Annotated in this window: 23 protein-coding genes; 14 read left to right on the top strand and 9 right to left on the bottom strand. The window is 75.1% G+C overall.

Annotated elements, in window-relative coordinates; translation table 11 throughout:
* The first annotated feature begins 241 nt into the window (after nucleotides 1-241).
* The 3 genes from V6U82_RS01190 to V6U82_RS01200 all read left to right on the top strand — a co-directional run bounded on the left by V6U82_RS01190 (nucleotide 242) and on the right by V6U82_RS01200 (nucleotide 2905).
* On the top strand, nucleotides 242-1444 hold the full coding sequence (locus tag V6U82_RS01190; RefSeq protein WP_334458631.1) for a low temperature requirement protein A: 1203 nt from the start codon (nucleotides 242-244) through the stop codon (nucleotides 1442-1444).
* A 108-nt stretch (nucleotides 1445-1552) separates the two neighbouring features.
* Nucleotides 1553-1759, top strand: coding sequence for a hypothetical protein (locus V6U82_RS01195; protein ID WP_013286658.1), 207 nt, complete (start codon nucleotides 1553-1555; stop codon nucleotides 1757-1759).
* A gap of 180 nt (nucleotides 1760-1939) precedes the next feature.
* Complete coding sequence (locus V6U82_RS01200) at nucleotides 1940-2905, top strand: TIGR03557 family F420-dependent LLM class oxidoreductase (RefSeq protein ID WP_334458633.1); 966 nt, start codon at nucleotides 1940-1942, stop codon at nucleotides 2903-2905.
* A gap of 8 nt (nucleotides 2906-2913) precedes the next feature.
* Here V6U82_RS01200 and V6U82_RS01205 read toward each other — a convergent pair whose 3' ends face one another.
* From V6U82_RS01205 to V6U82_RS01220, 4 genes are all read right to left on the bottom strand, one after another.
* Nucleotides 2914-5010, bottom strand: coding sequence for an amino acid transporter (locus tag V6U82_RS01205; RefSeq protein ID WP_121685268.1), 2097 nt, complete (start codon nucleotides 5008-5010; stop codon nucleotides 2914-2916).
* 63 nt (nucleotides 5011-5073) lie between these two features.
* Entirely contained in the window at nucleotides 5074-5511 is a 438-nt protein-coding gene (locus V6U82_RS01210; protein WP_128139217.1) for a hypothetical protein, read from the bottom strand.
* A 96-nt stretch (nucleotides 5512-5607) separates the two neighbouring features.
* A complete protein-coding gene (locus V6U82_RS01215) occupies nucleotides 5608-6378 on the bottom strand; it encodes a DUF5995 family protein (RefSeq protein WP_013286663.1) in 771 nt (256 codons plus the stop codon).
* Nucleotides 6379-6493: 115 nt separating this feature from the next.
* Nucleotides 6494-9433: a helix-turn-helix transcriptional regulator gene (locus V6U82_RS01220; protein WP_334458634.1), complete on the bottom strand. Its 2940-nt coding sequence runs from the start codon at nucleotides 9431-9433 to the stop codon at nucleotides 6494-6496.
* A 189-nt stretch (nucleotides 9434-9622) separates the two neighbouring features.
* Between V6U82_RS01220 and V6U82_RS01225 the strand changes: the two genes are divergently transcribed.
* Nucleotides 9623-11776 (top strand): adenylate/guanylate cyclase domain-containing protein, encoded by a 2154-nt coding sequence (locus V6U82_RS01225; RefSeq protein ID WP_334458635.1) that lies wholly within the window; start codon nucleotides 9623-9625, stop codon nucleotides 11774-11776.
* A 79-nt stretch (nucleotides 11777-11855) separates the two neighbouring features.
* Here V6U82_RS01225 and paaI read toward each other — a convergent pair whose 3' ends face one another.
* Both paaI and paaK read right to left on the bottom strand, forming a co-directional pair.
* On the bottom strand, nucleotides 11856-12263 hold the full coding sequence (paaI, locus tag V6U82_RS01230) for a hydroxyphenylacetyl-CoA thioesterase PaaI (protein WP_334458636.1): 408 nt from the start codon (nucleotides 12261-12263) through the stop codon (nucleotides 11856-11858).
* A gap of 1 nt (nucleotide 12264) precedes the next feature.
* Complete coding sequence (gene paaK, locus V6U82_RS01235; RefSeq protein ID WP_334458637.1) at nucleotides 12265-13572, bottom strand: phenylacetate--CoA ligase PaaK; 1308 nt, start codon at nucleotides 13570-13572, stop codon at nucleotides 12265-12267.
* 320 nt (nucleotides 13573-13892) lie between these two features.
* On the opposite strand from paaK, the gene V6U82_RS01240 reads away from it, so the two are divergent.
* Entirely contained in the window at nucleotides 13893-14375 is a 483-nt protein-coding gene (locus tag V6U82_RS01240; protein ID WP_442933412.1) for a FluC/FEX family fluoride channel, read from the top strand.
* Between the two features lie 37 nt (nucleotides 14376-14412).
* Nucleotides 14413-14775: a fluoride efflux transporter FluC gene (locus V6U82_RS01245; RefSeq protein WP_334458639.1), complete on the top strand. Its 363-nt coding sequence runs from the start codon at nucleotides 14413-14415 to the stop codon at nucleotides 14773-14775.
* Between the two features lie 24 nt (nucleotides 14776-14799).
* Here the strand turns inward: V6U82_RS01245 and V6U82_RS01250 are convergent, their stop codons facing one another.
* Nucleotides 14800-15132: a hypothetical protein gene (locus tag V6U82_RS01250; protein ID WP_334458640.1), complete on the bottom strand. Its 333-nt coding sequence runs from the start codon at nucleotides 15130-15132 to the stop codon at nucleotides 14800-14802.
* A gap of 87 nt (nucleotides 15133-15219) precedes the next feature.
* The gene (locus V6U82_RS01255; RefSeq protein WP_334458641.1) at nucleotides 15220-16479 is read right to left on the bottom strand and encodes an MFS transporter; all 1260 of its coding nucleotides are present in this window, start codon (nucleotides 16477-16479) and stop codon (nucleotides 15220-15222) included.
* Between the two features lie 117 nt (nucleotides 16480-16596).
* On the opposite strand from V6U82_RS01255, the gene V6U82_RS01260 reads away from it, so the two are divergent.
* A complete protein-coding gene (locus V6U82_RS01260; RefSeq protein ID WP_334458642.1) occupies nucleotides 16597-17586 on the top strand; it encodes a LacI family DNA-binding transcriptional regulator in 990 nt (329 codons plus the stop codon).
* A gap of 215 nt (nucleotides 17587-17801) precedes the next feature.
* Nucleotides 17802-18275, top strand: a complete 474-nt coding sequence (locus V6U82_RS01265; RefSeq protein WP_128139299.1) for a nitroreductase/quinone reductase family protein — start codon at nucleotides 17802-17804, stop codon at nucleotides 18273-18275.
* A gap of 9 nt (nucleotides 18276-18284) precedes the next feature.
* Here the strand turns inward: V6U82_RS01265 and V6U82_RS01270 are convergent, their stop codons facing one another.
* Nucleotides 18285-18518, bottom strand: coding sequence for a hypothetical protein (locus V6U82_RS01270; protein WP_334459031.1), 234 nt, complete (start codon nucleotides 18516-18518; stop codon nucleotides 18285-18287).
* A 31-nt stretch (nucleotides 18519-18549) separates the two neighbouring features.
* Between V6U82_RS01270 and V6U82_RS01275 the strand changes: the two genes are divergently transcribed.
* The 6 genes from V6U82_RS01275 to V6U82_RS01300 all read left to right on the top strand — a co-directional run bounded on the left by V6U82_RS01275 (nucleotide 18550) and on the right by V6U82_RS01300 (nucleotide 23823).
* Nucleotides 18550-19704 carry an FAD-dependent oxidoreductase gene (locus V6U82_RS01275; protein WP_334458643.1) on the top strand — a complete coding sequence of 385 codons (1155 nt, stop codon included), beginning with the start codon at nucleotides 18550-18552 and terminating at the stop codon, nucleotides 19702-19704.
* Nucleotides 19705-19889: 185 nt separating this feature from the next.
* Nucleotides 19890-20738 carry an LppM family (lipo)protein gene (locus V6U82_RS01280; protein ID WP_334458644.1) on the top strand — a complete coding sequence of 283 codons (849 nt, stop codon included), beginning with the start codon at nucleotides 19890-19892 and terminating at the stop codon, nucleotides 20736-20738.
* 137 nt (nucleotides 20739-20875) lie between these two features.
* Entirely contained in the window at nucleotides 20876-21220 is a 345-nt protein-coding gene (locus V6U82_RS01285) for a hypothetical protein (RefSeq protein ID WP_128138921.1), read from the top strand.
* A gap of 13 nt (nucleotides 21221-21233) precedes the next feature.
* Complete coding sequence (locus V6U82_RS01290; protein ID WP_334458645.1) at nucleotides 21234-21842, top strand: glycine zipper family protein; 609 nt, start codon at nucleotides 21234-21236, stop codon at nucleotides 21840-21842.
* Nucleotides 21839-22519: a carboxypeptidase-like regulatory domain-containing protein gene (locus V6U82_RS01295; RefSeq protein WP_334458646.1), complete on the top strand. Its 681-nt coding sequence runs from the start codon at nucleotides 21839-21841 to the stop codon at nucleotides 22517-22519. Before V6U82_RS01290 ends, V6U82_RS01295 begins: the two co-directional genes overlap by 4 nt.
* Nucleotides 22520-22536: 17 nt before the next feature.
* Nucleotides 22537-23823 (top strand): phage tail sheath family protein, encoded by a 1287-nt coding sequence (locus V6U82_RS01300; protein WP_334458647.1) that lies wholly within the window; start codon nucleotides 22537-22539, stop codon nucleotides 23821-23823.

Here is a 23823-nt window from a genome sequence, read left to right on the forward strand (position 1 = left end):
CCGGTGGTGACAGTGGTCGCCACCGGCCCGGCGCGTTTCGCGGGGCCGATCCCGGACGTGCGGCCTGGCCGGCGCGGCCCCTGGGATGGCGGGCGTCACCTCGCCCGGCCCGGAACGATGGCGGAGGGTGACCGGCAGGGGCGTTGTGTCGGAAAGCCGACCGGACGGGGACGGGCGTTGCTACCGTCGGTGAAGGGCCGGGAGGGCCCGCCGCGCGTACCGCCACCCGCAGGAGCATCTCGTGCCCACCGCAGCGCCGGAGCCCGCCGGCCGGCGACCGCCGGTCCGCGATCCGGAGGCGCCGCGCCGGGTGACGCTGCTCGAACTCTTCTTCGACCTGGTCTACGTGGTCGCGCTCGCGTTGATCTCGCGCAACCTGGTCGGGTCGCTGAGCTGGGAGCGGGCCGCCGAGTCGCTGGTCATGCTGATGGCGCTCTGGTGGACCTGGGCGATCACCACGCTGGTCACCGACCTCTACGACCCGCAGCGCACCGAGATCAAGCTGCTGATCGTGGCGGTGATGTTCGGCGCGCTGCTGATGACCACCACCATCCCGGAGGCGTTCGGCTCCCGGGGGCTGGTGTTCGCCGGCACGTACGTGGCGATCCATCTCGGACGCGGGTTGTTCCTGATGCCCGCCGTGCGCCGGGACGCGCAGACGAGCCGCCGGGCCATCCGCATCTTCATCTGGTTCGCCGTGTCGGCGGTGCCGTGGTTGATCGGCGCACTGGCCGCGCACGGCGCCGCCCGGTTGTGGCTCTGGGCCGGCGCCCTGGCCATCGACTATCTGGGGTTCCGGCTGGCGTACCCGGTGCCCGGGCTGGGCGCGGTGCCCGACGCCAAGCGCAACGTCACCGCCGAGCATCTGTCCGAGCGGTACCAGCAGTTCTTCATCATCGCGCTCGGCGACGCCGTGCTGGTCGCGGGCACCGTGTTCAGCACGCACCACTCCGAGGCGGAGAACCTGGCCGCCTTCGCCACCGCGTTCGCCACCACACTGCTGCTCTGGCGCATCTACGTACACAAGTCCGGTGAGCTGCTGCCGCACGCCATCGCCCGGGCCGCCCAGCCGAGCCGGTTCCTCAACACCGCGCCGTACACCCATCTGCTGATGGTGGCCGGCGTGGTGACCACAGCGGCGGGCTTCGACCTGGTCCTGCTGGAACCGACCGGCCACACGCCGCCGGCCTGGCTGGCGGTGATCCTCGGCGGCCCGGCGCTGTTCCTGACCGGCCGGGCCGCCTTCGAGTACGAGGTGTTCAGCCGCATCTCCTCGTCCCGGCCCGGCGGCGTGCTGGCGCTGCTCACGATCGCCCCGGCCGGGTTGTTCCTCGCGCCGGTCTACGCCTCGGCCGGGGCGATGCTGGTGCTGGCCGGGGTGGCGTGCGCCGACTACCGCCGCAGCCGCGGCCGCCCGCCGGAGGAGCCGATGCCACCGCACTGAGGTAATCGGAATCGGCCGTGCCGGCACCGCTGCGCCGTTTGGCGGATCACCCGCACGGGGTACATGGCCTCCACCTCGAATCCACCACAACCCCAGTGGAGGCAACTGATGCGCGGCACCTCGATAGTCGGCGTCCTGGTCGTCATCTGGCTCATCATCGGCGCCATCGCCGCCGGTCAGCGCGGCTACTACGGCAACGACGAAACCAACTGCGCGGAGGCGGGCACGATCCTGGTCACCATCGTGGCCGGCCCGCTGAACTACATCGGCGCCAACCCGAAGGTGGACTGCAAGCTCCCCGAGCCGTCGAAGTAGGCCGCCGCCCCCGTACTCCCCTCCCGGCCCGCGCCCGCCCGGCGAGCGCGGGCCGTTCCGTACCCGTCGTGCGGCCCGTCACCACCCCTCCAGCGTCCTAGGAGGCTGGGTTTCGCGTGGTTTGCCTGCCGGACCGGTGGGAACGGCAGCGGTTCGCCGACGACGGAACGGAGAACCGGCATGCGGATCGGCTACAAGCTCGCCTCGGAGGCGTTCGGACCCCAGGAACTCATCCGGCAGGCGGTCCGGGCCGAGGAGGCCGGCTTCGACTTCGTCGAGATGAGCGACCACTACCACCCCTGGCTGGAGGTGCAGGGACACTCCTGCTTCACCTGGAGCGCGCTCGGCGCGATCGCCGCCCGCACCACCACCCTCGGCCTCGCCACCGGCGTCACCTGCCCGTCGGTCCGCTACCACCCGGCGATCGTCGCGCAGGCCGCCGCCACCATGGCACTGATCTCCGACGGGCGGTTCACGCTCGGGGTGGGCGCCGGCGAGCGGCTCAACGAACACGTCGTCGGGCAGGGGTTCCCCAGCAGCATCCGGGGACGGCACGAGCGGCTGCGCGAGGCGTTGGAGATCATCCGGCTGCTCTGGCAGGGCGGCTACCGCTCGTACGACGGCCGGCACCTGAAGCTGGAGGACGCCCGCATCTGGGACCTGCCCGAACAGCCACCGGTGATCGCCGTGGCCGCCAGCGGCCGGGAGTCAGCCGGTCTCGCGGCCGAGCTGGGCACCGGCCTGTTCGCCACCGAGCCGAAGTCGTCCATCGTCGACCAGTACCGCAACGCCGGCGGCCAGGGCCCGCGCTACGCCGAGGTGCCGATGGCCTGGGCCGCCGACGAGGAGTCGGCGGTACGCGCGGCGAAGGAGACCAGCCGCTGGGCGATCACCGGCTGGAAGGTGATGAGCGAGCTGCCCAACCCGGTGAACTTCGACGCCGCCACCGCCTGGGTCGAGGACCACCACATCCGACAGCAGTTCTCCGTCGGCCCGGACGCCGCGCCCCATGTGGAGAAGGCGCGGACGTACGTCGAGGCGGGCTTCGACCACATCGTGCTGCAGAACGCCGGGCCGGACCCGGACGGCTTCCTGGACTTCTGCGCCCGGGACCTGCTCGCCCGGGTCCGCGCGCTGGGGTCGTAGCCCGCGCGTCAGCCGCCCACGTGGATGCCGGGGCGGCGGGTCGGGTCCGGCTCGGACTTGCGGATGATCTCCCGCACCACCGGCGGGGTGTCGCCCCGGCCGAGGATGAGGTAGCGCAGCAGGTGCGCGATCGGGTTGCCCTCCGACCACTCGAAGTGGCAGTGCGGGCGGACACCCGTCGCGTCGCGCAGCGCCAGCAGGATCGCGGCTATCGCGTTCGGCGCGGCCGGGCTGCTGGCGCGCAGGATCCGGTATCCGCCGGACTCCACCCCGTGCACCCGCAGCACCTGGCTGAACTGGGAGGGGTCGCTCACGTCGATCTCCAGGAACAGCACGTCGGCGGCGCCCGGCACCGGATTCATCGACCGTTGCGCCCGTTCCTTGACCCGGTACTCCTTGACCGACCCGCGCTGCCGCTTGTTGGCGATCAGGTGCAGCCGCCCGTCCCGGGCGACCGACTCGTCGACGAAGCGGCGGGCCGCCTCGTCGAACTCGATCCGCTCGGCGCGCAGCTCGGTGGTCCGGGTGACCCGGGAGATCAGCGACACCGCGACGATCCCGGCGATGAAGAACCCGGAGATGGTGATGCCGTCCGGCTTCTCCACCACGTTCTCCACCAGCGCGTACAGCAGCACGGCGGTGAGCAGCGCGAAGCCGGCCGCGGCGGCGCGGCTGCGGCCGCGCACCGCCGCGATGGTCACCGCTATCGCGCCGGAGACCATCATCGCGAGGATGCCCGTGGCGTACGCGCCGGCCTGGGCGTTCACGTCGGCGGAGAAGGCGATCGTGATGGCGATGCTGATGGCGGTGTAGACCAGCACCACCGGGCGCACCGCCCTCCCCCACTCCGGCGCCATGCCGTACGACGGCAGGTAGCGCGGCACGATGTTGATCAGACCGGCCATCGCCGACGCGCCGGCGAACCAGAGGATGAGCACGCTGCTGATGTCGTAGACGGTGCCGAACGCCTCGCCGAGGTGCTCGTGGGCGAGGAACGCCAGCGCCCGGCCGTTGGCCGGCCCGCCGGGGTCGAACGCCTCGGGCGGGATCAGCACGGTGGTCACGAACGTGGTGGCGATCAGGTAGACCGACATGATCAGCGCGGCGGCGGTGAGCAGCCGGCGGGTGTTGCGGATCCGGGCGTCCAGCCGCCGTTGCGCGTCCTCGCCCTCGCCGCGCACCAGCGGCATCATGCTCACCCCGGTCTCGAACCCGGACAGGCCGAGCACCAGAAGCGGGAACGCCAGCACGCTCGTGGCCACGACGTCGCCGGGCCCGCCGGTGTCGGCCAGCCGGCCGGTCCAGTCGCCGAGCAGGCCCGGGTCGGCGACGACCTCGGCCACCCCGGCGACCACCACAACCGCGTTCAACGCCAGGAACACCGCCACCAGCGGGATGGCGACCTGCACGGCCTCGCTGAACCCGAGCAGGAACACGCCGCCGAGCACGAGCAGCAGCGCCACGGTGACCAGCACCGCCGCGGTGCCGCCGTGCGGGAACGACGCGGGCAGCACCGGGTTCTCCAGCAGGTGCACGCTGGCGTCGGCGGCGGAGAGCGTGATCGTGATGATCCACGAGGTGGCGACGAAGCCGAGCAGCACCAGCACGAAGACCTTGCCGCGCCAGAACGGCAACAGCCGCTCCAGCATCGCCACCGAGCCCTGCCCGTGCGGGCTCTCCCGGGCCACCCGGCGGTACATCGGCAGCATCCCGAACAGGGTGAGCGCCACGATCAGAAGCGTGGCCAGCGGGCTGAGCGCGCCGGCCGCCACGGCGGCGATGCCGGGCAGGTAGGACAGCGTGGAGAAGTAGTCGACGCCGGTCAGGCACATCACCTGCCACCACGGGTGGGACCGGGTCTGGTGCTCGCGGACCTCCGGGCCGACCGGCTCGACCCGGTGCGCGAACAACCACCGGTGCAGCCGGCCCGCCGGCGGCGCCGGCCGCGTCGGGGCCGCCACCCGTTCGGGCAGCTCCGGCACGGTACGGCCAGACCGCTCGGCGTGGTCGCCGTGCCGCCCGGCCCGGGCCGCCGCGGCCGCGTGCGCCTCCCGGCGCCGCTCCCGCGTACGCCTGGGCTGCTCCGCGTCTCCCGCCTGCCCCATCTGCTCCCCTTCGTCCCTATGAAGACGGTAGGGGTTGTCCCGGCCGCGACCCGGCCGAACCGGTCAAAGATCCGGTCCGCGGGCCACCGCGTCGCGCACCGCCGCCGGGTCGGCCACTGTCACGGTGACCGCCGGGTGCCGCAGCCACGGGCCGGGGGCCAGCCCCGGCACCGGCTCGGCGAAGCGCAGGCAGACGCCCCCGGCCACGCTCGCGCCGAAGGTCACCCCGCCGTCGGCCGCCGACAGGTGCGGGCCGATCGCCCGCCACCAGCGGTACGGCCCGCTCAGCTCGGCGCCGGTCACGTTGCCCGGCGTGGTGCGCAGCAGCCACGGCCCGAACCGGACCACGAGCGCGTCCGGACCCCAGTCGAGCCAGGCCGTGGTAGGCCGTACCCCGAGCAACGCCAGCGGCAGCCGGAACGCCGGGTCGAAGCGGAACGGGAAGCGGCGGACCGGGCCCGGCGGGAGCGCCCCGGGGCCGGCCGGTTCGTCTCGCGGCACGGCGACGACGTACCCGGTGCGGCGCACTCGACACCCGCGGGCGGCGTTCCCGCGTCCCGCGCCCGGACGGCGGGACGCGGGAACCCCCCGTCCCGGCTACTGCAGGAACGCCCCGAGGGGTGACAGCAGCAGCCGGCCGAGCAGCGCGGCGTTGTCGTCCAGCCGCGTCCGCTCACACTCGCGGGCGTCCGGGTCGTGCCGGCAGCGCCAGATTTTCTGCGCGTTGCGCCAGGCCACGTTCCGGGTGTACTCCACCAGTTCGCCCTGGTACCAGTCGTCGATGTCGCCGTTGACCATGTCGATCATGAGTTGCCAGTTGTCCAGGTAGCCGCGGCGCAGCTCCGGGATCCGCTCGGCGAAGATCTTGTTGATCTCCAGGTAGTCGCGGTGCTGGTCGCTGCCGTCGATCGGCTCGGACTCCAGGCTGTCGAACGTGGTCACCAGCGCGAACGGCAGGTCGTAGTTGATGTGCGCGTTGACGCCCGCGGCGGCCGACGGCAGCGGCCGGGCGTCCGGGCCGCGCATCCGCTTGAACAGGCACGACCACGCCTTCGGGGTGCTCGGGCTGGAGTCGGTCCAGAACCGCAGCGCCTCGAAGTAGCGGGCCGCGAACTCCACGTCCAGCCGGGCCAGGAACGCCGGGTCGCAGAACCGGTCGTCGTACAGGCCGTCGAGCACGGTGCTGGTGATGACCAGGTAGAGCTTGTTGAAGTCGGCGAGCGGGCAGCTCTCCTCCAGCGGCGGCAGCCGGACCAGCAGATCCTGAAGCTTGGTCAGATGGTCCACGACCGCCGGTACGTCGGCGGGGTGGTCGGCCAGCAGCCCGACGATGTCCTGGTGCACAGGACCCCAGACCGGTTCGGTCATCTCTCCTCCACAACGGCCGGCGCCCCCACGACGCCACCACCCCTGTTCCGCGGGACAGCCTGCCAGCCGCCGTACACACCGCGGATCCGTCGAACGACGTATTGCCGGCGTACGCCTACTCCGCGCCGTTGCGCAGGAAGATGGCGCTGGCCTGCACGCGCGTGCGGACCTGGAGCTTGTCGAAGATGTGCGAGACGTGGACGCCGATGGTCCGCTCGCTGATGAACAGCCGCTGGCCGATCTCCCGGTTGGTCAGCCCCTCCGCGACCGCGGCGAGCACCTCCCGCTCCCGCGCGGTGAGCGTCGCCAGCTCGTCCACCGCCGGCCCGGCGGGCGCCGCCGCCCGCTGCCGGGGCACCGGCGCGGGATCCGGCGCGGCGTCCAGGGTCACCCGGGCCCGCGAGGCGATGGTACGGATCTCCGCGGTCAGCGGCACCGCGCCGAGCGACTGGGCCATCGCGTACGCCCGGTGCAGCAGCTTGCCCGCGGTGGCCACCCGGCTACGGCGGGCCAGCAGCGCCTCGGCCTGCCGCAACCGGGAGTACGCGGCCGGGTAGGGGTGGTTGCGCCGGTCCCACTCGAGCGCGGAGCGCTCCCACAGCGCGGGGTCGCCCCGGCCGTCGTCGAGCCGGCTCAGCTCGGCGTCGCAGAGCGCGAGGAACCCCTCCGCGACGTAGCGCACCGGTGCGCCCGCCTTGGCGCTCTTGCCGGTCACCCGGTCGACCACCTCGCGCAGCCGGCGTACCGCGTTCGGGTCCACCTCGATCGTGCGGCTGGCCGCCGCCTCGGCCTCCGCGCGCAGTCCGTGCCAGGCCAGCGTGGCCAGCACGATCACGTCGTCGGAACGGCTCTCGGTCAGGCCCCGCTGCACCGCCTGCCGGGCCAGGTCGTGCCGGCCCTGCCACATGGCCAGGCCGGCCCGCAGGATGAGCATCGGCAGCACGTGCCGGGCGCCGCCGCCGGCCAGCACCGTCGCGACCGCCTCCAGGTCGCGGTCGGACGCCTCGACGTCGCCGTACCCGACGGAGAGCCGGCACCGGGCCAGCAGCAGCTCGACCGCGTCGGCCCCGGACGGGCGGTGCCGCAGCGCGGCGGCGACGACCTTCTCCGCCTCGGCCCACTGCCCCACCCGGAACAGCCCGTTCGTCGCCACCGCCAGCAGCCGGGTCTCCCAGGTACGGCCGAGCCCCAGCTCGGCGACCCGGTCGGCGCCCCGGCGGGCCACCACCACACCCTCCTCGAGGATGTTCAGCGGCCCGGTGAGCAGCTCGGCCAGGTGCAGGTACGCGCACGCCACGTCCTCCGGCCGGCCGGACCGCTCGGCGGTGTCCAGCGCCTGGCGCATCACCGCCAGCCCGGCGGCCGGATCCTCCAGGAACGCCTCGCTGAAGCCGAGCGCGGCGCTGGCCATCACCACCTCGGAGGTGGTGCCGGGAACGTCGGCGGCGAGCGCGAGGGCCTCCCGGGCCTGGTCGCCGGCCTCGGCGTAGCGGCCCAGGTGCAGCAGCAGCTCGGCCAGCCGGGCGGCGGCGGTGCACCGCTCCCGCGGCGTGCAGTCGGGCGAGTCCAGCACCCGCCGGTACTCCTGCTCGGCGGGGGCCGACCGGCCGGCCGCGGCCAGGTAGCGGGCCCGGCGGATGCGCAGCGCGCAGACCGGCGGGCCGGACGGGTCGTCGGCCAGCTCCTCCAGCAGCGTCAGGGCGCGGGCGTGCTCCCCGCTGTGGTGCGCGGCCTCGGCGGCGTGGCTGAGCAGCTCGGCCCGGTCCACCTCGACCGGCTCGGGCCGCGCCCCGTCGGGCAGCACGGCGGCCGGCTCGGTGGCCAGGGTCAGCGCGGCGGACCAGTGGCGGTGCGCCTCGGCGTACCCGTGCAGCCGTTCCGCCTCCCGGGCGGCGGCCATCGCGGCGGGCAGTGCCCGGGCCGGCTCGCCCGCGTGCCGCCAGTGATGGGCCAGCCGTGCCTGGTGCAGCTCGGCCGGTACGGCGGTGAGCGCCTCGGCGTAGCGGCGGTGCAGCGCGGCCCGCTCGGCGGGCAGCAGCTCGTGGGCCAGCACCTCGGCGACCAGCCGGTGCCGCAGCCGGTAACCGTCGTCGGCGCCGACCAGAAGGCGGTGCGCGACCGCCTCGCGGACCGCGTCGAGCAGCTCCTCCTCGGGCAGCCGCACCACCTGGGCCAGCAGCCAGTGCTCGACCGGCTCGACGCCGACCGCCACCGCGTGCACCACCGCGTGCGCCGGCTGGGGCAGCGCGTCGACCCGGTCGAGGAACACCTCGCGCAGCGTGTCGGAGAGGCCGTCGCGGCCGTCGCGCCGGTCGCGGGCCAGTTCCTCCACCACGAACGGGTTGCCGCCGCTGCGCTGCCAGAGCTGGTCGGCGGCCTCCGGCGGCAGCGGCGCGCCGACCACGGCGGCGGCCAGTTCGTCGGTGGCGGACCGGTCCAGCGGCAGCAGGTCGATCACCCGCACCGAGCGCAGCCGGCGCAGCTCGGTGAGCACCCGGCGCAGCGGGTGCGCGCCGCGCAGCGACTCGGCCCGGATCGCGGCCAGCACGGAGAGCTGGAGGTCGCCGAGGCCGGCCAGCAGATAGAGCAGGAGCTGCCGGGTGCTGCGGTCGACCCACTGTAGATCGTCGAGGACGAGCACCAGCGGCCGTCCACCGGCCACCACGTGCAGGCCCTGGGCGACGCGTTCCAGCAGCGCGCCGGCGCCGTCCGGGCCGGGGGTCTCCTCGTCGAAGACCTGCAACACCCCGCGGATCGCCGACGTGGTGCGCGCCTGCGCCTGCTCGGCGTCGAGCCGGCGCAGCGCCTGCCGTACCGGGTGCAGCGGCGAGGCGTCTCCGATGTCGAGGCACGTGCCGGTGAGCACCAGGGCGCCGGCCTGCCGCAGCTGCTCGCCGACCTCGGTCAGCAGGCGGGTCTTGCCCACCCCGCTCTCTCCGGTGAGGAACACCGCGCCGGTCTGCCCGGGCCGCAGGTCGTCGTAGAGCGCCGACCGCAGCGTCGCCATGGTCCCGGTACGGCCGACGAGAGGTGCCGTGTCCACGTCGCTGGCCATGGGACGCAGCCTAGTCACAGGTCCCCGCACCGTTCTACGGCCTCGGGGCCGGACCGGTACCTCTCGCGTCGACTACACGACTAATGGTTGCGGGTGCCCGACATACGTCGTCCTACAGATCCCCCGAGAACCCGGTGGTGAAAGTCTGCTGAGGTCGTCGGGCACCACGAACGGGAAAGGGTGGGTGCGATGTTGATCACCACGCCCGCGGGGAGTCGGAAAGCCGTCATCGCGGCGTGCCGACCGGTGCCCGAGGAACGACGTACCGTGACCGTCCTCTTCGTCGACATCGTCGGCTCGACCCGGCTGGTCGAGCGGCTCGACCCGGAGGACGTCCGCGCGTTGCAGCGCGCCTACTTCGGCACCGTCGCCTCGGTGCTGCGCCGCTGGCGGGGCGTGGTGGAGAAGTACGTCGGCGACGCGGTGATGGCGCTGTTCGGCGCGTCCGGTTCGGACGGTCTCGACGCGTACCGGGCGGTGCGGGCCGGGCTGGACATCCAGGCCGCGCTGGAGCGGCGGCGGCCGGCCGGCATCCGGCTCCGCGTGCGGGTCGGCGTGGCGACCGGCGAGGTGCTGCTCGACCTGGCCGGGCTCCGCGACGGCGGCCACGGCGCGGCCAGCGGCGCGGTGATCACCACGGCGGCCCGCCTCCAGGAGCACGCGCCGCCGGGCGGGGTCGTGGTCTGCCCGGTCACCCGCAGCGCGGTGGCCGGCCTGGTCGAGCAGCGTCCACTGGCCACCCTGACGCTCGCCGGCAAGGCGCTCCCGCTGGACGTGTGGCGGGTGACCGGGGCGGCCGGGAGCAGGCCGGCCCGGCACCGCGTCCCGCTCGTGGGCCGCCGCCACGAGCTGGCCGGCGCGGCCGACGAGGTGGCCCGGGCGCTGCGCGAGCGACGTCCCCGGTGGATCTCACTGGTCGGCCCGCCGGGCAGCGGCCGCAGCCGCCTGCTGCACGAGGTGACCCGTGCGGTGTCGCACGTGGACGGTGTGCCGGTGCGCCGCCGGGTGACGGCCTGCCCGCCGTACCCGTGCGGGGAGCTGGCGCCGCTGGCCGGTCTGGTCCGTCCCCGGCCGGACGGCACGGCCGCCGAGGGTCCGGGCGGCGTGCTCGCCGCGTTCCTCGCCGCGCCGGACGACGACACGGTGGCGGCCCGCGCCGTGGCCGCCTGCCGCGAGGCGCTGCTCGGCCTGGCCGCCGACGCGCCGGTGGTGGTCGCGGTGGACGACCTGGACCGGGCCGCCCCGGCGCTGCGCCGGTTCCTGCACCAGCTCCACGTGGCGGCGGGTGAGCGGGGACTGCCGCTGGCGGTGGTCACCACGTGCGGCTCCGGCTCCGCCGACCCGCTGCCCGCACCGGCGCGGCGGATCCCGCTGGAGCCGCTGGGCCCGCTGGACACCGGGCGGCTGCTGCGGCACCTGCTCGACCGGGCCGGGCGGCCCGCCGCGCTCGCCGCGCGACTGCTTCCGCTGGCCGGCGGCAGTCCGGCGGTCGCGACCGCGTACGCGTCGGCGGATCCGGCAGGCGAGCCGGGTGGCGTACCCGCCGCCGCGCGCCGCCTGGTGGACGCCCGCCTGGACCGGCTCGACGGTGCGCACCGGGCGGTCCTGCTGGCCGGCGCCGCCCGGGGTGGTCCGGTCGTGGCCGCCGTGGTGGAGGCGATGCTCGGCTGGCCCGCCGGCCGGGCCGAGCCGGTGCTGCGGGCGCTGGCCGCGGCGGGGCTGGTACACCCGGTCACGGCCGGCGGCTGGTCGATCGACGCGCTGGTGGCGCGGGTGGCCGCGCTGCGGCTGTCCCGTGCGGTACGCGCGGACTTCGCCCGCCGCCTGCGCGCCGCGAAGGACACCGCTGCCGGCCTGGTGCCGGGAGCGGGAACCGGTGTCCCGTCCCGGGACGCCGGCGGGCGGGAGGTCTGCCCGCTCGGGGCGGGACGGTCGCGCCGGTCGGGTGGAGGGGCCCGACCGGCGCCCGTCCCGCCGGACCGGCTCGATCGCTCCGGCGCGCGCCGTCCGGTGCCCGGGGATCCGGTCCTCACACAGCCCGGACGGGCCGCCGTGCTCCGGGCGGTGCCCGGGCAGCCGGCGCGCGCCGGACCGGTGACGGGCGGCGCGACACGGGCCGTGTCGGATGCGGCGGAGCGGTCCGGGTGGCGCGGCGGCCCGCCACCCGAGGTCACGTCGTGGCCCGGGCAACGGACCGGCCCGCCACCGGTGGTTCCGTCGTGGCCCGGGCGGACCGGTCCGCCACCGGTGGTTCCGTCGTGGCCCGGGCCGACCGGTCCGCCCCGACGGGTGGGCCGGCGAAGAACCGGGCCCGGCGGGCACGCGCTCGGGCTGGCCGCATGACGTCCGGGTCGGAGCGGGCACGGGGCCACTCCGGCCCGGACGTCACCCGGCACGCAGACGTGCTGGCGCGGGCCGGTGATCAGTCCCGGGCGACGGTGCGGCTGCGGCCCCGGAACTCGGCCACCACCTCGTCGCCCCGCCGTACCGTCACGTCGTAGATGCCGCTGCGGCCGTGCCGGACCCGTTCGGTGGCGTACGCCTCCAGCAGGTCGCCCTCGCGTACCGGGCGCAGGAAGCTGATCTCGCCGCCGGCCGCCACGGTGGCCGGGCCGTGGCTGTTGCAGGCCAGCGCGAACGCGGTGTCGGCGAGCAGGAACACGAAGCCGCCGTGCCCGATCGTGTGCCCGTTGAGCATCGCCGCGGTGACCCGCATCCGGGCCACCGCCGCGCCGTCGCCGGCCGAGACGAGCTCGATGCCGAGCCCTTTGGACGCCACGTCGGCGTCGAACATGTCGTGGGCCGCGGTACGGCCGCCGTCACCGGCCATCTCAGGACTCCCGCCGCTGGTCGACGATGCGGCGCATCTTGCCCATCGAGCGTTCCACCCCGTCCGGCTCGATCACCCGTACCGTCACCGACACCCCGATCGTGTTCTTGACCTGCTCGACCAGCGTCGCGCCGGCCCGCTCGGCCTCGTCGGCGGCGGCGCCCGCCCGCCGCTCCACGTGCACGGTGAGCGTGTCGAGCCGTCCCCGCCGGTCGAGCACGCACTGGAAGTGCGGCGACAGGGCCGGGGTACGCAGGATCAGCTCCTCGATCTGGGTCGGGAAGACGTTCACCCCCCGGACGATCATCATGTCGTCGGTACGCCCGGTGATCTTCTCGATCCGCCGCATCGGGCGGGCGGTGCCGGGCAGCAGCCGGGTCAGGTCGCGGGTACGGTAGCGGACCACCGGCATGGCCTCCTTGGTCAGCGAGGTCAGTACCAGCTCACCCCGCTCCCCGTCGGGCAGCACCTCCCCGGTCACCGGGTCGATGATCTCCGGATAGAAGTGGTCCTCCCACAGGTGCAGGCCGTCCTTGGTCTCCACGCACTCGACCGCCACACCCGGCCCCATCACCTCGGACAGGCCGTAGATGTCGAGCGCGTGCATGTCCAGGCGCTGCTCCAGCTCGCGGCGCATGTCCTCGGTCCACGGCTCGGCGCCGAAGATCCCCACCCGCAGCGAGGTGGCGCGCGGGTCGACGCCCTGACGTTCCATCTCGTCGACGATGGCGAGCATGTAGCTCGGGGTCACCATGATGACCTCCGGTTCGAGGTCGCGGATCAGCATCACCTGGCGCTCGGTCATGCCGCCGGACACCGGGACGACAGTGCAGCCCAGCTCCTCGGCGCCGTAGTGCGCGCCGAGGCCGCCGGTGAACAGCCCGTACCCGTAGGCGACGTGCACCCGGTCGCCGCGGCGGCCCCCGGCGGCCCGGATCGAGCGGGCCATCAGCTTCGCCCAGGTGTCCAGGTCGGCGCGGGTGTAGCCGACCACCGTGGGACGGCCGGTGGTGCCGGAGGACGCGTGCAGCCGGGCGACCCGTTCGCGGGGCACCGCGAACATGCCGAACGGGTAGTTCTCCCGCAGCTCCGCCTTCGCGGTGAACGGGAAGCCGGCCAGGTCGGCCAGCTCACGCAGGTCGTCCGGGTGCGCGCCGAGGGCGTCGAACGCGCGCCGGTAGTGGGGCACGTTGTCGTACGCGTGCCGCAGCGAGTGCCGCAGCCGGTCCCGTTGCAGCGCGCGCAGCTCGTCGACGCCGATCCGCTCGACGGGATCCAGCTCCTCCGGACGAGGGGTGCGGTCCTGCACGGTGACCTCCTGGCACGAGGGGCCCCGGACGCCGCCGCGCCGGGCGCTGCCGCCCACCGTACGCCCGCCCCCTCCCTCCTCCCCCGCCCCTCTCCCGCGATCTTGCACTCACGGCCCCGCGGGTGTCCCCTTCGCGAACTTCGTCGGGGCCGAAGACGCAAGATCGCCGAGAGCCCGGGGCGAGGGCGGAAGGGCGGGGCGGGGCGCGGCGGGGCGGGGCGAGGCGGGGTTATGCTCGCGGTGGCGGTGGGGCCCGCCGTTCCGGCGGGTGCCGGGAGAACCGCGACGTCGCCAACGGTCCCTGCCAGTGACGAGTCCTGGTGGGAGGTGCCGTGTCCGATCCCCGCGTCGATCCGGACGTCGACCTGCGCGTACCGGCGGACCGGAGCGAATTGTCCGCGCACCCGGCGGCGGTGCTCGGCGTGATCGCCGCCGGTGGCGTGCTCGGCGCGCTGGCCCGGGCCGGCGCCCAGACCGCCGTGCCGCACCAGCCCGGCGGCTTCCCCTGGGCCACGTTCGCCGTCAACGTCACCGGCTGCCTGCTCATCGGCGTACTGATGGCGGTACTCGCCGCCCGCCCGGCCCGCCCGCTGACCCGGCCGTTCCTCGGCGTCGGCGTGCTCGGCGGGTTCACCACGTTCTCCGCGTACGCGGTCGACGCGCAGCGGCTGCTGACCGGCGGCGCGGCCGGCACGGCGGGCGTCTACCTGGCCGCGACGGTGCTCGGCGCGCTGGCGGCGGTCGCGGCCGGGGACACGGTGACCGCCCGGCTCCTGGGCGCCCGGGACGGGAGCCGGCGGTGAGCGTCGCGCCGCTGCGCGCCCGGAAGGCGGCGGACCGATGACGGTCCTGCTGATCGCGCTCGGCGCCGCGATCGGCGCGCCGCTGCGCTACCTGACCGACCGGGCGGTGCAGGCCCGGCACGGCTCGCCGTTCCCGTGGGGAACGCTGACCGTCAACGTGGCCGGGTCGGTGCTGCTCGGCGGCCTGCTCGCGGCACCCGTCGGCCCGGGCGTGACCGCGCTGGTCGGCACCGGCTTCTGCGGCGCGCTGACCACTTGGTCCACGCTCAGCTACGAGACGTTGCGCCTGGCCCGCACCGGGCAGCGCCGCCTCGCGTACGCGAATGTGGCGCTCAGTACGGTCGCGGGGCTCGGCGCGGCGTTCCTGGGCTACGCGGCCGTGACCGCGCTGACCGGCTGACCGCGCCGGTCAGCGGGTGGACCGTCAACGGGCCCGGCGCTCCGGGTGAGCCCGGTTCCACGCCCGCATCCGCTCCGGGTAGCCGGTGCGGGCCGCCTCGTAGAGCGGCACCGCGTGCTTCTGGGCGATCTTGCCGGCGACCCGGGGCGAGCCGGTACGGCGGCGGATCCACTCGCCGTCGTGCGCGATGGCGACGACTGTGGTGTCGGTGGCGGTGGTCTCCGGTTCCAGGTAGAACTCGACCCCGCGCCGGCTGGTGACGAACGCCTCCAGCTGCGCCAGGTCCTCCTTGTTCGCCTCGCGGTCGAGCTTCGTGGGCGTCGTCGGGTCGGCGGCCCGGCGGCTGAACCAGCCCATGCCCGCCTCCTCTCCTCGCGTTCGATCCAGTGCAGCACGCCCGCCTGGCAGGCGGCTGGGAGCGCGGTGGGAGTCGGCTGGACCGGCTCAGCCGACCTTCGCCGCCGGGGCGCCGGGCTGCGCGTCCGGCGCGGCGGGGCGCTCCCGCAGCACCGGCACCAGCGCGAGCGTGGGCAGCAGGAGCAGCGGCACCACGCCGAGCGCGGACAGCACCCCGAAGTGGTCGCCGAGGAAGCCGAGCAGCGGCGGGCCGGCGAGGAAGGCGGTGTAGCCGATCACGGCCACCACGCTCACCCGGGCCGGGGCCTTGTCCTCGTCGTCGGCGGCGGCGCTCATCCCGACCGGGAAGCCGAGCGATGCGCCGATGCCCCACAGCGCCACGCCGGCCACGGCGAGCGGGCCGGAGCCGGCCAGCACGGCGAGCGCGGCGCCGGCGGACGCCATCGCGATGGTCCCGTACAGCACCGGCACCCGTCCCCACCTGTCGATGGCGATCGTGCCGACGGTGCGGCCGAGCGTCATGCCCACCACGAACACGCCGAACACGGCGGCGCCGACGGCCTCGTCGACCTCGTACCCCTCCACGAACGCCACCGCGAGCCAGTCGTTGGCGCTGCCCTCGGTGAATGCCATGACCAGCACGAGCAGCCCGATCAGCAGGGTGCGGGGCTCGCGCCAGGCGGCCAGCAGCGCCCGCCGGCGGGCCGCCGGCTCCCCGTCGCCGGCCGCCTCGGCCGGTGCGGCGAGGAACGCCCGGGCGCCGAGCAGCGTGCCGGCCAGGACCAGCACGGACAGGACCGGCAGGTGCACCCCGACGGGTACGCCGAAATGCGCGGCCCCGGCGCCCAGCCCGGCCCCGGCCACCGAGCCGAGGCTCCAGGCGGCGTGGAACCGGGGCAGGATGGTGTACCCGAGGCGCTTCTCCACCGCCGCGCCCTCGACGTTCATCGCCACGTCGCACATGCCGGAGCCGAAGCCGAACGCGGCGAGCCCGAGCCCGACCCCGACGGCCGATCCGGCCAGGCTGGCGGCGAGACCGGCCCCGGTCAGGCCGAGCGCGACGAGCACCACCGAGACGGCCACCGTGCGCGTCGGCCCGAGCCGCTGGGTGACCAGGCCGGCGGTCGGCATGGCCAGCAGCGAGCCCGCGGACACGCAGAACAGCAGCAGGCCGAGCCGGCCCGGGCTGAAGTCGAGCGCCTCCTGGGCCGCCGGGACCCGGGAGAACCAGCTCGCCACCGCGAGCCCGTTGAGGGCGAAGACGACGGCGACGCCGTTGCGGGCGGTCAGCACCGCCCGGGGCGCCGGTGGCCGCTTCCCGGCCGGTGCGTCGATGGTGCTGCTCACGGTGCGGTGGTCCCTTCCCCCGTCTGATCCCGACGACAATCGCACACCTGAGAGCGCTTCCACCACAAGCGCGGTTAAGGCTTCGCCCATCCGCGCCGGAGCAGGCATGATGCGGACATGGGTACGCCGACCGCACGTCCCGCCACGCTCGAAGACGTCGCCCGCGACGCCGGGGTGTCCCGGGCCACCGCCTCCCGGGTGCTCGGCGGCTACGGGTTCGCCTCGGCGGACGCCCGTGCCCGCGTGCGGGCCGCCGCCGAGCGCCTCGACTACGTGCCGGATCTCGCGGCCCGATCGCTGGTGCGCGGGGCCGGGGTACGCCTGGTGGTGGCCGTGGTGGGCCGCGACGACGCGGTGCTGGACGACCCGTACGTGCACCGGGTGGTGGGCGCGGCGTCGCGGGTGTGCGCGCCGCACGGCGTCGGCGTGGCGCTGGAGTGGCTGCCGCTGGCCGATCCGTCGGGGCTGGCCCGGCTCGGCGCGGACCGGGGCGTCTGCGGGGTGATCCTGGTCAACACCACCCGGGCGGCGCTGGACGCCGTGCCGCCGAGGCTGCGCGGCCGGGTCGTCTCGATCGGCCAGGGCTCGGCCACGGTGCCGTCGTTCGACGTGGACAACGCCGGTGGGGCGGGCGAGGTGCTGCGCCACCTGTACGCCACCGGCCGGCGCCGCATCGTCATGGTCACCGGTCCGCGCTGGCTGACCTGCGCCGAGCGCTCGGTCACCACGTACCGGGAGCTCATGCGGGAGTCGGGGTCGCCGGAGCGGCTGGTCACCGGCGACTTCACCACGGCACAGGGCGGCCGGGCGGCGCTGGAGGCGCTGCGCCGGTGGCCGGACGCCGACGCGGTCTACGCGGCCAGCGACGCCACCGCGTTCGGGGTGATCGCCGCCCTGCGCGGGCGCGGCGTGCGGGTGCCGCACGACGTGGCGGTGGCCGGGTTCGACGACCTGCCGTACGCGGCGATCAGCAGCCCGCCGCTGACCACCGCGACCCACCCGGTCGACCGGATCGCCGCCGCGGCGGCCACGGCCGTGCTGACGCGCGCGCCGGCCGCCCCGAGCACCGCGTTCCCGTCGACGCTGGTCACCCGGGAGAGCGCCTGACCGGCCGCCCGGCCCCCGGCGGCGGTCGCGTCGACCCGGTCCGGCGTCGCGGCGCGCGGCCCCACTGTGGCCGCCAGGGTGTCCTGGAGCACCGGCCGCCGGCCGCGTCGTAGCCACCCGGCCGGTTCACGCTGCGGTGGGCGCGTTCGGGCCGGTCGGCCCTGGCCGCCGCCGCGCACCCGTCCGTCAATGGACACGGGAGAAGGAGGGGTCCGATGGGCGGAGTCATGACGTGGATGTACCGGGGTGGCCGGCCGAACCGGCTGGCCCGGATGATGAACGGGCTGTCGGCGTGGCAGTACGGCGCCGGCCTCGCCCCACGGCACTGGATGACCATGGAGGTGCCCGGCCGCCGCACCGGGCGGACCGTCTCGGTGCCGATAGTGGTCGCCGACCACGACGGCGAGCGGTACGTCGTGTCCATGCTGGGCGAGCGGGCCAACTGGGTGGCGAACGTGCGCGCCGCGGGCGGGCGGGTGGTGCTGCGCCGTCGCCGCCGCGAGCCGGTCCGGCTGGTCGAGGTGCCGGTGGCGCAGCGGCCACCGATCCTGCGCCGGCACCTCGCGCTCGCCCCCGGCGCGCGCCCGCACGCGCCGGTGGACCGGCACGCCCCGCTCGCCGACTTCGCCCGGGTGGCCGCCGGCATCCCGGTCTTCCGGATCGTTGCGGAGGAATCCTCGGCACGGTGACGGCCCGGCTCAGGCTCCGGTGAACGCGCGCAGCAGGGTACGCACGGCCGCCCGGAGATCGTCCCGGCCGGCCGGGGTGCCGGGCGGTGACGCGCTGAGCGCGCCCGCGCCGACCAGGCGGTCGCAGAGCAGTCCGTCGACGAACGCCACGAACTGGTCGCCCCGCCGGAGCGGGTCCGGGGCGCCCGCCCGGGCCAGCAGTTCGCGGGCCTGGACGCGGAGGACGCTGCCGTGGTGCAGGATTCCTTTCTACATCTCTAGAAGGAGGTGCGGGGTGGGCGAACCACACGCGGCGGTGGTCGGCGCGGGGATCGGTGGGCTGGCCGCGGCCGTCGCGCTGCACCGGCGCGGATGGCGCGTCACCGTGCTGGAGCGCGCCGCCCGCCCGCGCGAACTCGGCACGGGTCTGACGCTGATGGCCAACGCGCTGCGCGGGCTCGACGCGCTCGGCCTCGGTGCCGCCGTCCGGCGCGACGGCCGGCCCGACACGCCCGGCGGACTTCGCACCAGCGACGGCCGATGGCTGTCCCGGATCGAGGGCGCCGACCTGGAGGACGCCCTGGGCACCGCGGCGCTCGGCATCCACCGGACCGCCCTGCACCGCCTGTTGCGCGACGCGCTGCCGTCCGGGGCACTCCGCACCGGCGTCGAGGCGGTCGACGTCGACGCCACCGGGCCGTCGGTGGCCTGCCGGACGGGCGGCACGACCGAGGTCCTCACGGCAGACCTGGTCGTCGGCGCGGACGGGCTGAACAGCACGCTCCGGCGCCGGTTGTGGCCGGCGGCGCCGCCACCGGCGTACTCCGGCTCGACGGCCTGGCGGGCGGCCATCCCCTGGCCCACGCCCGTGGTGACGGCCGTCACCTGGGGGCCCGGCCGCGAGTTCGGCACGGTTCCACTCGGCGACGGACGGCTCTACTGGTACGCGGCGGACGTCGCGCCGCCCGGCGGGCACGAGCCGGACGAACTGGCCGCCGTGCGGGAGCGGTTCGGCGACTGGCACGAGCCGATCCCGGCGTTGCTGGCGGCCACGCCGCCGGAGGCGGTGCTCCGGACGGATCTGCTGCACCTGGACACCCCGCTGCCGACCTACGTACGCGGACGGGTGGCACTGCTCGGCGACGCCGCGCACGCGATGACGCCGCACCTCGGTCAGGGCGCGGGGCAGGCGATCGAGGACGCCGTGGTGCTGGGCGCCGTCTGCGCGAGCGGCACGGCGGACCTGGCCGGCGCGCTGGCCTCGTACGACCGGCAGCGGCGACCGCGCAGTCAGGCCGTCGCCCGCGCGGCCCTGCGCACCGCCCGGTACGGCCAGCAACTTCGCAACCCGGTGGCGGTGGCCCTGCGCGACACGGCGATCCGGCTGACCCCGTCGAGGACGGCCCTGCGCGGCATGGCCCGGTACGCCGACTGGCAGCCGCCGAGCTGACCGCCGACCGCCGGCCGGGTCGCTGCCGACACCCCCGGCGGATCAGCGCCGCGACAATCCTTCAGAATATCGATCGCTCACCTTTTCGAGGTCGTCCGAACGGGAGAGGAAGCCGGTAAGATCGGCGACAGAACGGCGACCGATCACGGACTGCCCGGCGGCCGGTACCGGCTCACACTGGGCGCATGAATACGAGACTCCGCCGCAGCCGGGCATTCGGCCTCGCGGTGTGTCTCGCCCTCGTGGCGATATTGAGCGGCTGCATGCAGCTCAACCTCGGGCTGACCGTGAACGACGACGACACGGTCTCCGGCCAGCTCCTGCTCACCGCGCCGAAGTCCGTGCTCAAGCAGCGGAACCCGGACCCGGCGGTGGCGTTCGCCGAACTGCGGCCGAACATTCCCTCACTTCCGCCCGGAGCGGAGACCCGGTACGAGGACGCCACCTCGTACGGCATTCAGATCACGTACCGGAAAACGCCGCTGGCGCAATTCACGAGCGAAAGCGTGAATCTTGTTCGGGACGACGATCTCTATCGCTTCTCGCTCCCGCTGGACCCGAAGAAATACGGCGGCAAGTTCGGGCAGCAGGATCCGCGTCAGCAGCAGGCGTTCATGACCTTGATGGAGTTCGAGATCTCGGTGACGTTCCCCGGCCGGGTGCTCGACACCAACGGCACGGTCACCGGACGCTCGGTCAGCTGGAAGGTGGTCGCCAACCAGCCGAAACCGGCCGAGTTGCGCGCCATCGCCCAGGCACCCCCGCCGCCCGCCACCAGCCCGGCCGCCGTGGTCACCGGGAACGGTTCCTTCCCCTGGCTGCCGGTCGTCGCCGGCGCGGTCGTCCTGCTGCTGGTCGTCGCCGTGGCGGTCGTGCTGCTGTTGCGGCGCCGTCGCTCCCCCGGCGGGCCGGACGCGGCGCCCACCACCGGCCCGGGCGCCACCACCGGCCCGGGTGCACCCGCCGAGCCGGCACCGGCGGCCGCACCGAACCCTCCGGCCGCACCGGCACCACCCGCCGGTCCGCCGGCCTGAGACCCACCGACCACCGACGGCGCCCGCGCCGGCGGCCCACCAGCACACCGGGCGGAACCCGGGTTCGGTGAACCCGGACGCCGCCGCACCATCCCACCCCGACCGCACCACCGCACCGTGGAAAGAGGGGGATCGCCGTGAACGATCTCTTCACCTGGGCCGCCCTGGGCAGCCTCACCGGCGCCAGCGCCGCCACCCTGCTCGCCACCAACGTCCTCGGCGGGCTGATCGGCCCGAGCGGCGACAAGGCGCGCAAGTGGATAGCGCTGGGCGTCGCGCTCCTGCTGTCGTACCTGACCGCCGCGTTCGCCACCGACGCCGGACCGGAGAAGTGGGTCATCGCGTTCTTCAACGGACTGGTGATCTTCTCCGCCGCGCTCGGCGTCAACCAGCTCCCCCCTGGCAACCGGCAGGCGACGCAGGCGTCGCCGACCCAGCTCGCCCAGGGGCGCGAGCCCCGCTTCGTCCGCTCCTGGGTCTGAGAGAGGTGACCCCATGATCTTCGGCATCCTCAGCGCGGCCGTCCAGGTCGTCTTCGGCGCCGTACTCGGCCAACTCGCCGCCGGCACCGTCGGCCTGCTGGTCGGCGCGGTCGTCGGACTGCTCGTCGGCGCGCCGTTCGGCTGGGCGTCCGCGTCGGCCGGCACGTACGGCGCCGGCCCGAAGGGCGTCTTCCTCTTCGTCGTCGACCACACCTGGAGCCTGCTCAACACGTTCGCCGGGGCGCTGTTCCTGGCGCTGCACCTGGTCTTCGGCCACCAGCTCGACCGGGTCGTCTCGGCCGGCAGCGGCCGGGTCAACGTCGTCGAGGGCGTCTCCCCCCGGTACGCGACCACGATCGGCACCGTCTGCGCCGGGTCCAGCCCCGGCATCCAGCGGCACGAGGACGTGCACGTGTTCCAGGCCCGGCTGCTCGGCCCGTTCTACCTGCCGCTGGTGGCGCTCAACTACGTGCTGTTCACCGTCGCCCCGGTGTGGCTGCTCTGGCACGACCACACCAACGCGCCGATCAACCGGTTCACCCGCTACTTCGAGATCGGCGTCTACCCGCACGTGTGGAACGAGGCCATCGCGTACCGGGTCCAGGGGACGCCACCGCGATGACCGGCGCGATCGAGGCGGCCGTCGCGGACGTCGCGAGCTGGCTGGCCGGGGCCGCGGGTGAGCCCGTACCGGTCGGTCCGCCGCGCGACGACCCCGACGGCGGCCTCACGGTCTGGCCGCTGGAGCTGCGACCGGCCCGGCAGACCGCGACCGGCGGCGCGACGCGTGAGCCGTACCGGTTCGTGGTCCGCCTGCTGGTCGCCGGCGGCGGCCCGGCGGCGCTGCCCGCGCTGGACCGGGTGCTCGCCGCCGCCACCACGGCGGGCCGGCCGGAGCTGGTGCTCGCCGCCGGCGACCCGGCGCTGTGGCGGGCGCTCGGCGTGGTGCCCCGGCCCGCGCTGCTGCTGGACGCGCCGGCCCGGGTGGAACGGCCGGTCCCGGTCGCGCCGCCGGTACGGCAGCCGCTGCGGCTGCGCCAGCTCGGCATGCGCACGCTCGACGGGCGGGTGGTCGGGCCGCAGGACCAGCCGCTCGCCGCCGTCCGGGTGGAGCTGGTGGGCGCCGCCCAGGCCACCGAGACCGACGCCGCCGGCCGGTTCCGGCTCGCGGGCGTCCCGCACGACCCCGACGCGCCGGACGCCCCGGTGCGGATCCGGCTCACCGGCGCGGGGCGCGTCCACACCGCCGAGCTCGACCCGGCCGGCGACGGCCTGATCGTCGTCCGCGCCCCCGACTGACGTCCCGAGGAGGACCGATGCCCACCTACTTCTCCCCCGGCATCTACGTCGAGGAGGTGCCCAGCGGGGCCCGCCCGATCGGGCCGGTCGGCATGAGCACCGCCGCGTTCGTCGGGATCGCGCCCGACCGCGGCGCCCACGTCGGCGAGGCGCTGGCGGTGAACAGCTGGACCGAGTTCCTGCGGCTGTACGCCGACGGCGAGCACCTGGAGAGCACGCCGCTGGCCCGCGCCGTGTTCGGCTTCCTGGACAACGGCGGCACCCGCTGCTGGGTGGTCAACGTCGGCGAGGGCGGCCGGCTCACCGGCACCGGCGGGCGGCGCGGCGGCCTGGAACTGCTGGAGGCGATCGACGAGATCTCCATCCTGGCCGCGCCCGGCTACCACGACCCGGTCTCGCACGAGGCCCTGATCAGCATGGCCGAGCGGCTGCGCACCATGGTGGCGATCTGCGACCCGCCGCCGGAGGTCACCGACGTCTCCCGGCTCACCCGGGTCGCCACGCCGGGCAAGCCGGCCAGGTCCGGGTCGGCCCCGTCGTCCGGGTCGGCTGCGGCCTCCGGGTCGGCCGCGGCGTCCGCGTCGGCCGACGAACCCGCAGAGGGTACGCCGGGCGACGGCGAACCGCCCGGCACCGGCGGCGACCGGCCCCGGCAGTCGGACTACGCCACCTTCTACTTCCCCTGGATCCGGGTCCGCGACCCGCTCAGCGGCGACCTGGTGCTCACCCCGCCGAGCGGGCACGTGGCCGGTATCTGGGCGCGCACCGACGCGCTGCGCGGCGTGCACAAGGCGCCCGCCAACGAGCCGGTACGCGGCGCGGTCGACCTCGCGTACCGGGTGACCCGGCCCGAGCACGACGTGCTCAACCCCAAGGGCGTCAACGTGATCCGGTTCTTCGCCGGGGAGGGCATCCGGCTGTGGGGCGCCCGTACGCTCGCCGCCGAGGCCAGCGAGTGGCGCTACCTGAACGTGCGGCGGCTGTCCATCTCGATCGAGCAGGCCATCGCGGGCGGCACCCGCTGGATGGTGTTCGAGCCCAACGACTTCACGCTGTGGCGTTCGATCCGCCGCGACATCGGCGCGTTCCTCACCCGGGTGTGGCGCGACGGAGCGCTGCTCGGCCGTACGCCCGAGGAGGCGTTCTTCGTCAAGTGCGACGAGGAGACCAACCCCGCCGACGTCCGCGACGCCGGGATGGTGGTGGCCCACATCGGCATCGCGGTGGTCAAGCCCGCGGAGTTCGTGGTGTTCAAGCTGAGCCAGTGGGCCGGCGGCACCGAGACCGAGACGATCGGAGGCTGA

The sequence above is a fragment of the Micromonospora sp. CPCC 205554 genome, assembly GCF_036902745.1.
Taxonomy (GTDB): domain Bacteria; phylum Actinomycetota; class Actinomycetes; order Mycobacteriales; family Micromonosporaceae; genus Micromonospora; species Micromonospora tulbaghiae.

What these genes read in the sequence shown, in the direction of transcription:
- V6U82_RS01195 (WP_013286658.1), top strand. Translation starts at nt 1,553, where the DNA reads ATGCGCGGCACCTCGATAGTCGGCGTCCTGGTCGTCATCTGGCTCATC.
- V6U82_RS01200 (WP_334458633.1), top strand. Translation starts at nt 1,940, where the DNA reads ATGCGGATCGGCTACAAGCTCGCCTCGGAGGCGTTCGGACCCCAGGAA.
- V6U82_RS01205 (WP_121685268.1), bottom strand. Translation starts at nt 5,010, where the DNA reads ATGGGGCAGGCGGGAGACGCGGAGCAGCCCAGGCGTACGCGGGAGCGG.
- V6U82_RS01215 (WP_013286663.1), bottom strand. Translation starts at nt 6,378, where the DNA reads ATGACCGAACCGGTCTGGGGTCCTGTGCACCAGGACATCGTCGGGCTG.
- V6U82_RS01220 (WP_334458634.1), bottom strand. Translation starts at nt 9,433, where the DNA reads ATGGCCAGCGACGTGGACACGGCACCTCTCGTCGGCCGTACCGGGACC.
- V6U82_RS01225 (WP_334458635.1), top strand. Translation starts at nt 9,623, where the DNA reads ATGTTGATCACCACGCCCGCGGGGAGTCGGAAAGCCGTCATCGCGGCG.
- paaI (WP_334458636.1), bottom strand. Translation starts at nt 12,263, where the DNA reads ATGGCCGGTGACGGCGGCCGTACCGCGGCCCACGACATGTTCGACGCC.
- V6U82_RS01245 (WP_334458639.1), top strand. Translation starts at nt 14,413, where the DNA reads ATGACGGTCCTGCTGATCGCGCTCGGCGCCGCGATCGGCGCGCCGCTG.
- V6U82_RS01250 (WP_334458640.1), bottom strand. Translation starts at nt 15,132, where the DNA reads ATGGGCTGGTTCAGCCGCCGGGCCGCCGACCCGACGACGCCCACGAAG.
- V6U82_RS01260 (WP_334458642.1), top strand. Translation starts at nt 16,597, where the DNA reads ATGGGTACGCCGACCGCACGTCCCGCCACGCTCGAAGACGTCGCCCGC.
- V6U82_RS01265 (WP_128139299.1), top strand. Translation starts at nt 17,802, where the DNA reads ATGGGCGGAGTCATGACGTGGATGTACCGGGGTGGCCGGCCGAACCGG.
- V6U82_RS01280 (WP_334458644.1), top strand. Translation starts at nt 19,890, where the DNA reads ATGAATACGAGACTCCGCCGCAGCCGGGCATTCGGCCTCGCGGTGTGT.
- V6U82_RS01290 (WP_334458645.1), top strand. Translation starts at nt 21,234, where the DNA reads ATGATCTTCGGCATCCTCAGCGCGGCCGTCCAGGTCGTCTTCGGCGCC.
- V6U82_RS01295 (WP_334458646.1), top strand. Translation starts at nt 21,839, where the DNA reads ATGACCGGCGCGATCGAGGCGGCCGTCGCGGACGTCGCGAGCTGGCTG.
- V6U82_RS01300 (WP_334458647.1), top strand. Translation starts at nt 22,537, where the DNA reads ATGCCCACCTACTTCTCCCCCGGCATCTACGTCGAGGAGGTGCCCAGC.